We start from the raw sequence: 7,170 nt of genomic DNA, 5'->3' as shown, positions 1-7,170 counted from the left end.
CGTATTCATAACGTGTCTACAGGCGTTGAACCCTCGTAAATTGGCAAAGGTATTGATAAATTGTATGTTATTTAATTCTCATTCCTTAGTCCTGGTTTTTTAAGCACTTAAGTGCTTACTACAAACTCATTATATTTAATGGGACAAACCGCTAGGTAGTAAGCCTCCTGTCGATAAAACCGCAAGTGAACACTTCGCAGTCGCAATAATGCGAGTAATTGACACAAAACTTGTATTCTTCACGACAGCCATTGTTGCAACAAAAGTGTCATGATTATCAGAATTGTCTGTCAAAAAGTCAACTTTGTGGGCAGTTATTCTTTATGAATCGTTAATCTATACTGGCGTTTTAAATATTTTCCTGTACAATGCTGACTACAAACTACGGTAATTCGGTCGAGTTATCGTAGAAAATTATCCTTATACCCCTGCCTGACACAAATGCAAATTCTTTGGTTTATTCCCACTGGATCTCATGATGGACGCTATTTAGGCACAGATATTGGCTCTCGTGTCGTCACACCTGATTATTTGCAGCAAATTGCCCAAGCTGTAGATAGTTTAGGCTACACGGGTGCATTGTTACCCACGGGGAGTTCTTGCGAAGATGCTTGGATTACTGCTGCTACTTTCATCTCTGTCACCAAGCGAATGAAATTTCTGGTGGCAATTCGTCCAGGAATTACTTCCCCAAGTGTTGCGGCACGGATGGCAGCAACATTTGATCGGATTTCTCAAGGAAGATTGTTGATTAATGTAGTGACAGGTGGAGATCCTCTGCAACTGGCTGGGGATGGCTTGCATCTTAGTCATGACGATCGCTATGATTTAACTGATGAATTTCTCAGAGTTTGGCGGGGTATCGTTAGCGGAGAAACAGTCGATTTTAAAGGAAAATACCTGGACATCAAAGGTGGTAAACTCCTATTCCCACCAGTTCAAAAACCATATCCACCCTTATGGTTTGGTGGCTCATCGGCTGCTGCCAAGCGGGTTGCTGCTAAACATATAGATGTTTACCTGACTTGGGGTGAACCTCCACAACAAGTTGCTCAAAAAATTGCCGAAGTTAGACGATTGGCGGCTGAACAAGGCAGAACAGTGCGTTTTGGGATTCGCTTACACGTAATTGTGCGAGAAACCGAATCTGCTGCTTGGGATGCAGCCAATGAACTAATTAAGTATGTCGATGAGAATGCGATCGCTAAAGCTCAGAAAGAGTTAGCTCATTCTGATTCTGAAGGACAGAGGCGCATGAGTCAATTACATGGTGGTAGTCGAGAAGCCTTAGAAATTAGCCCCAACCTATGGACAGGAATTGGATTGGTGCGGGGTGGTGCTGGTACGGCCTTAGTTGGAGATCCCGACACCGTTGCTGCGAGAATGCTGGAATATCGCAATTTGGGCATAGAAACATTCGTCTTCTCTGGATATCCCCATTTAGAAGAAGCGTATCGCACTGCTGAATTATTATTTCCACGTCTACCTTTGCAAAACGAACCTACACTTTTAACGCCACCAGCCTTGAGTACTGTTAGCGAAATCGTTGGCAATGAAAAATTTGCGAAACAACTAACCAGCGCCTCATGACTAATTCGTAATTTCTTAATTCGTAATTTCTAATACTCGCCTCCGGTGATAAGCAAGCTACGCCAATTTGTAATTAAAGAGCAAATTACAAATTATCTGGGCGATATTTCTAGATTCATCCTTTGGAACAATCTAAAATCCCAAATTCCATGACTATTACCTTTAAACGCACTAAAAGCAACAATAATATATCCCTGAGCGAGGTGTTAGACAACCCGCAAATCGAGAAAATAGTTCCTTGGATTGTACCTGTTACCGTATTAATTCTTTGGGAACTTGCTTCTAGAACTGGTCTACTTTCAAGCAGGATTTTACCAGCTCCTAGTGGGGTAATTGCTACAGCGATTAAACTAGGCTCAACTGGAGAACTGTTCCAACATATAGGAATTAGTGCTGGGCGGGCGATATCTGGTTTTATCGTTGGTGGCAGTATTGGGTTCGGTTTGGGATTACTCAATGGCTTTTCCCGCATAGCAGAAAAGTTATTGGATAGTTCCTTGCAAATGCTCCGTACTATTCCTAATCTGGCATTAATTCCCTTAGTGATTCTCTGGTTTGGTATTGGCGATCAAGCCAGATTATTTCTAGTATCTATGGGGGTATTTTTCCCGTTATACCTTAATACATTTCATGGCATTCGCAGTGTTGATCCTGGACTGATTGAAATGGGAAAAGTTTATGGATTAAAAACACCACAACTTCTCTGGCAAATCATTTTCCCAGGAGCTTTGTCTTCGATTCTCGTTGGTGTCCGTTTTTCCTTGGGCATTATGTGGCTGACACTAATTGTGGCAGAAACGATCGCCGCAGATTCCGGTCTTGGTTATATGGCAATGAATGCTCGTGAGTTTATGCAAACCGATGTTGTGGTTTTGAGTATTGTCATCTATGCACTGCTGGGTAAATTAGCAGATGCTGTCGCCAGAGGATTAGAAACAAAATTCTTGGCTTGGAACCCCAATTATCAAAAGTCATAAATACTAAACTCACCAGAATCAAAGGTTGAAAGTTACTGGGTTTAACTTTTGAATTCTATTAATTTTGAGTGTGATTTGCTTTCTTCAACGTCTCATCAAATAATTAAATTTCAGTTATTCTCGAAAAGGAGGTTTTGCAAGTGAGTTCAAATGTACAAGGCACACAACTAAGTATTTTGGATTTGACGAAAGATTTTGGTAAGAAAACTGTTTTAAACTCGCTGAATTTAGAAGTTGAAGCAGGTGAGTTTGTCGCTATTGTCGGACGAAGTGGTTGCGGAAAAAGTACCTTATTACGTCTGATTTCAGGATTAGATAGAGCAACATCAGGCGGAATATTACTAGATGGAGAACCACTACATAGACTCAGCCGCTCTGTAACAGTGATGTTTCAAGACCCCCGCTTGCTGCCGTGGAAGCGCGTTATTCAGAACGTGGGATTGGGCTTAGAAGGTAATTGGCGTGAAAAAGCTTTATGGGTACTCAATAAAGTCGGACTCCAAGATAGAGCTGATGAGTGGCCTTATGTTTTGTCTGGAGGACAACGGCAACGGGTATCATTGGCCAGAGCGTTAGCCAGTCAGCCCCGTTTGTTGTTGCTAGATGAACCTTTGGGAGCATTGGACGCTCTAACTCGCCAAGAAATGCAGCATTTGATTGAAAACTTGTGGCAAGAGCGAAGATTTACTGCGTTTTTGGTTACTCACGATGTGGAAGAGGCTGTGGCGTTGGCAGACCGAGTGATAGTGATTGATAAAGGACAGATTTCTATGGATTTGCCTGTGAGACTTTCACGCCCGCGAGATCGAAGTAGTGAAGTGTTTATTAATATCAGAGAAGCAGTTCTTCAGCGAGTAATGAGTAATGAAGTTACTCAACCAACTAATCAATTGTTGCAGTTGAGTAGTTGATATTTAGCTTTCGTTAGTTGATGAATATAATGCTTGAGGTAGCTGCGGTAAAATAGGCTACTTCGAGATAAAAAAGCAGCTATTTATAGCAATAAAAAATTATTAATGAACAATTAAAATACCTCCCAACTCTCCTCTCTGCTGGCCTGGGTGATTTTTTCTATATTCACGATCTAGATAGACTAAAACCTAATAATCTATATTGCTTTGATTGAAAACAAATAATACACAAGTATCTAATGATCGTCAAAAAATTAACAAAGGATGATGCAGAAGATTATAGACAGATCAGATTAGAAGCTTTAGATAAAAATCCAGATTCATTTGGCACAACATATCAAGAAGAAGTAATTAAGACGATAGAACAATTTTGGGATAGGATTCCAGTAGATAACAATAATTTTATTTTGGGATGTTTTGAGGATAAACATTTAATTGGAATAGTCGCATTTAACCAAGAATCCAGAATAAAAATCCGGCATAAAGCATATATTAGTAGTATGTATGTTAAACAAGAATATGGGGGGAAAGGTATAGGTAAATTATTATTGAATGAATGAATTAATTGAAAGAGCAAAAACTATTACTATTAATGCGGTAGAAATATTATTGCTTGATATTGTTAAAATAAATGTTTTAGCAAAAGCACTTTATTTATCATTGGGATTTCAAATATATGGAACAGAGAAAAGAGCGTATAAATATAATAACCAATATTTTGATCTAGAATTTATGTGTTTACAGATTAAATAATCAGTCCTGAAATATTAATAAATATTATTATAATCTGTGTCAAGTAAAAATGGCACTCAATTTTTTGCCAAACATAGGCAAATTCCAGAGATAGCCTTGTAAATAAAGAAGAGGTAATCTACAATGAAGCTCATTTTGCCCCTCGATTTGGTTGCTGACATTGAGCCACATCTACCACCCAATACACAGATTGTACGAGTAGATGTTGAAGGAAATTTAGATGGGGATGCTAGCGATGCTGAAGTTTATTTCAGTTGGTTTTTATCCAGAAGTCCGACGCTGCACAAAATACTAGAAGCAGCACCTGCACTGCGTTGGCATCATGCACCAAATGCAGGGGTGAATCATATTCTGACACCAACTTATTTGCAAAGAGATATTATTCTCACAAATGGGGCTGGAGTGCATGGAATTCCGATCGCAGAATTTGTCATTACTTATATACTGGCTCATGCCAAACACCTGCCAGAATTATATGCTCTACAGGCTGAACGTCACTGGAAAAGAGGCTTTGCTATCCAAGAGTTGACAGATGCAACCTTGCTAATTATTGGCGCTGGTGGTATCGGTCAAGAAATCGCCGCCCGTGCTAAACCCTTCGGCTTAAAAATTATTGGCAGTCGTCGTCATCCCCAAGAGCTACCAAATTTTGATAAAGTAGTGGGTGCTGATGAATGGCGATCACTCCTACCAGGAGTTGATTATGTAGTTATTGCAACACCTCTAACTCCCGAAACTAAAGAATTTATTGATGAATCTGTATTGCGATCGCTTCCAAATCATGCTTACCTAATTAATATTGCTCGCGGTGGTGTAATCGATGAATCGGCATTAATCAAAGCGCTCACAGAAGGTTGGATTGCAGGTGCAGCATTAGACACAGTTAACTCCGAACCGTTACCACCAGAAAGTCCTTTATGGTCACTTCCTAACATCTTTATCACACCTCATACTTCCGGTCATTCACCCAAGAGTAAACAGCGTTCAATAGCTCTATTTATCGACAATCTAAAGCGTTACCAAGCTGGCCAGCCGTTACGAAATGTAGTAGATAAAAAAGCAGGATACTAAACAATTAAAAATTAAGGCGTTGCATATTTGCGGGATGGTCCGAAAAGCCATTGGTGTCAAGTTAAGGTCAAACCCCTGTCCAGCAGAGAAGAGAAGTTCCTTGCTAATAACAAAAATCATCTTTTAGATGACTAAATATTTCCCAAAATTTTTAGTCTACTTCAGTAGACTTTTGCTATTAGCCTTGGAATTCATTCCAAGGTGGGTGATGCAGCCAACAGATAAGCCATTTCTAGCTTAACTTGACACCAATGGCGAGACGCCCACCCGTCGCTACCGAACGCCTTTATCACACCCCATTGTTCAGCCTTGTCGCCATGCCTAAGAGAGCGCATAGCACAACTATTTATCGACAATCTTCAACGCTACCAAAACGGTCAGCCCTTACGGAATGTTGTAGATAAGCAAGCTGGATACTAAATATTGGGCATTGGGGATTGGGGATTGGGCATTGCTGGGCATTGGGCATATTTATCCCCCTGCTCCCCTGCTCCTCTGCTTCCTCACCTCCCTCATCTCCCCATGCCCCACTCCCAATCACTTAATTTTCAGCACTGACTTCCCTAAAGATTGGCAAATAACATCATTTTGCGGTGTATGAATACGACTGCACAAAACGTCACGGTAGTGACGCTCTAAAGGATTTCTTTTTAATAAACCAGGATTACCTGTTAGTTCTAAGGCTATCTCCACAGCCCGAATCGAGTTGGTTGTGGTGAGATATTTAACAGCCTGTGCCTGTAATCCTACGTTACGCTCATATTCGCCTTTGTCAATATCTTGAGCCAAACTATAAATCAATCTATTGTTAGCAAACACCAGTGCTTCTATCTCACCGACGGCAGTTTGAAAGCGTGGTAGAGTTGCCAGTGGCTCTTTGAGATTAGAAGGCGATCGCTCCCAAAGATATTTACTAAGCCAGTCTCGCGCACTAGTAGCAACACCGAGATACAAAGCACTCACTGTTAAGCTGCCCCAACTAGAAATCAGTGGATCAAAAGATGGCACAGCAGATATGGGGTTGATATTTAAAGCATACTCTAAGGGAATTAATACATTCTCTAAAATGAGGTCATGGCTACCCGTAGCCCTCATTCCCAAATGATCCCAGGTTTCGACAATTCGCAAACCTGGCAGATCGCGCGGAACTAGAAAATTCCCAACTTGTGGTTCATCTTCAGTTGTCCGCGCCCAAACAATAAAATAGCTGAGGATGGGACTGCCGGTGGTGTACTGCTTATGTCCTGTTAAACGCCAGCCCTCTGCTGTTCGCTCGGCAATTGTCGCTGGCAATCCGCCTCTCGCTGGTGTTCCTAACTCTGGTTCAACACGGGCAGCATTAAGCAGGGCAATGCCTTCGATTGATTCACGACACAGGCGCTGATATACTTCTGGATGCCAGCGACGACTACGCGCTGCATGAGCATGTTGAAGATAGTGCATTGTCAGTACTAATGCGGTCGAAGCATCGCCACGCGCTATCCCTTCAATCACCCGACAGATAGTCTGCAACCCCAAATCCTGACCACCAAATTCACGCGGAATGGTGAGGTTGAGCAATCCTGCCTCATGCAAAGCTGTAAAATTCTCGAAGGGAAAGGAACCATCTCTGTCGTGTGTCCCTGCACGGGTGGCAAAATCTTTGGCCAGAGCCTCAACTCGGTCGAAAATATTGGGGAGAGTTTCTAAGCTTTCGGCTACAAAGGTGTCTGGCACTACTTGCTCCAACTGTGACATAAATACTCCTTCACAATTCACTGTACTACTAAACCAGAGATGTTTTTCAATATGCAACCATCTCAAGTTTGCAGGAATATCAATCTTTCGCACGAGGGCAGTCTCCCTTCAATCCTCAATCTTCATTGCCC

7 protein-coding genes are annotated in these 7,170 nt (G+C 41.6%); 6 read left to right on the top strand and 1 reads right to left on the bottom strand.

Going from position 1 to position 7,170, the window contains the following annotated elements:
* The first annotated feature begins 441 nt into the window (after positions 1-441).
* The 6 genes from ssuD to HWQ37_RS03530 all read left to right on the top strand — a co-directional run bounded on the left by ssuD (position 442) and on the right by HWQ37_RS03530 (position 5,302).
* Complete coding sequence (ssuD, locus tag HWQ37_RS03555) at positions 442-1,590, top strand: FMNH2-dependent alkanesulfonate monooxygenase (RefSeq protein WP_292743851.1); 1,149 nt, start codon at positions 442-444, stop codon at positions 1,588-1,590.
* Between the two features lie 149 nt (positions 1,591-1,739).
* Positions 1,740-2,567 (top strand): aliphatic sulfonate ABC transporter permease SsuC, encoded by an 828-nt coding sequence (ssuC, locus tag HWQ37_RS03550; RefSeq protein ID WP_292743849.1) that lies wholly within the window; start codon positions 1,740-1,742, stop codon positions 2,565-2,567.
* A 140-nt stretch (positions 2,568-2,707) separates the two neighbouring features.
* Positions 2,708-3,478: an ATP-binding cassette domain-containing protein gene (locus HWQ37_RS03545; protein WP_292743846.1), complete on the top strand. Its 771-nt coding sequence runs from the start codon at positions 2,708-2,710 to the stop codon at positions 3,476-3,478.
* A gap of 239 nt (positions 3,479-3,717) precedes the next feature.
* Positions 3,718-4,038 (top strand): GNAT family N-acetyltransferase, encoded by a 321-nt coding sequence (locus HWQ37_RS03540; RefSeq protein WP_292743843.1) that lies wholly within the window; start codon positions 3,718-3,720, stop codon positions 4,036-4,038.
* Entirely contained in the window at positions 4,031-4,231 is a 201-nt protein-coding gene (locus HWQ37_RS03535; RefSeq protein WP_292743840.1) for a GNAT family N-acetyltransferase, read from the top strand. The genes HWQ37_RS03540 and HWQ37_RS03535 overlap by 8 nt, the downstream gene beginning before the upstream one ends.
* A gap of 123 nt (positions 4,232-4,354) precedes the next feature.
* Entirely contained in the window at positions 4,355-5,302 is a 948-nt protein-coding gene (locus tag HWQ37_RS03530) for a D-2-hydroxyacid dehydrogenase (protein ID WP_292743837.1), read from the top strand.
* Between the two features lie 537 nt (positions 5,303-5,839).
* Here HWQ37_RS03530 and HWQ37_RS03520 read toward each other — a convergent pair.
* The gene (locus HWQ37_RS03520; RefSeq protein WP_292743854.1) at positions 5,840-7,039 is read right to left on the bottom strand and encodes an acyl-CoA dehydrogenase family protein; all 1,200 of its coding nucleotides are present in this window, start codon (positions 7,037-7,039) and stop codon (positions 5,840-5,842) included.
* Between the last annotated feature and the right edge of the window lie 131 nt (positions 7,040-7,170).

Source organism: Nostoc sp. NMS4 (assembly GCF_017115095.1).
Taxonomy (GTDB): Bacteria; Cyanobacteriota; Cyanobacteriia; order Cyanobacteriales; family Nostocaceae; genus Nostoc.
Note: the sequence above shows the minus strand (reverse complement) of the source record. Positions and strands in the feature narration are given on the sequence as shown.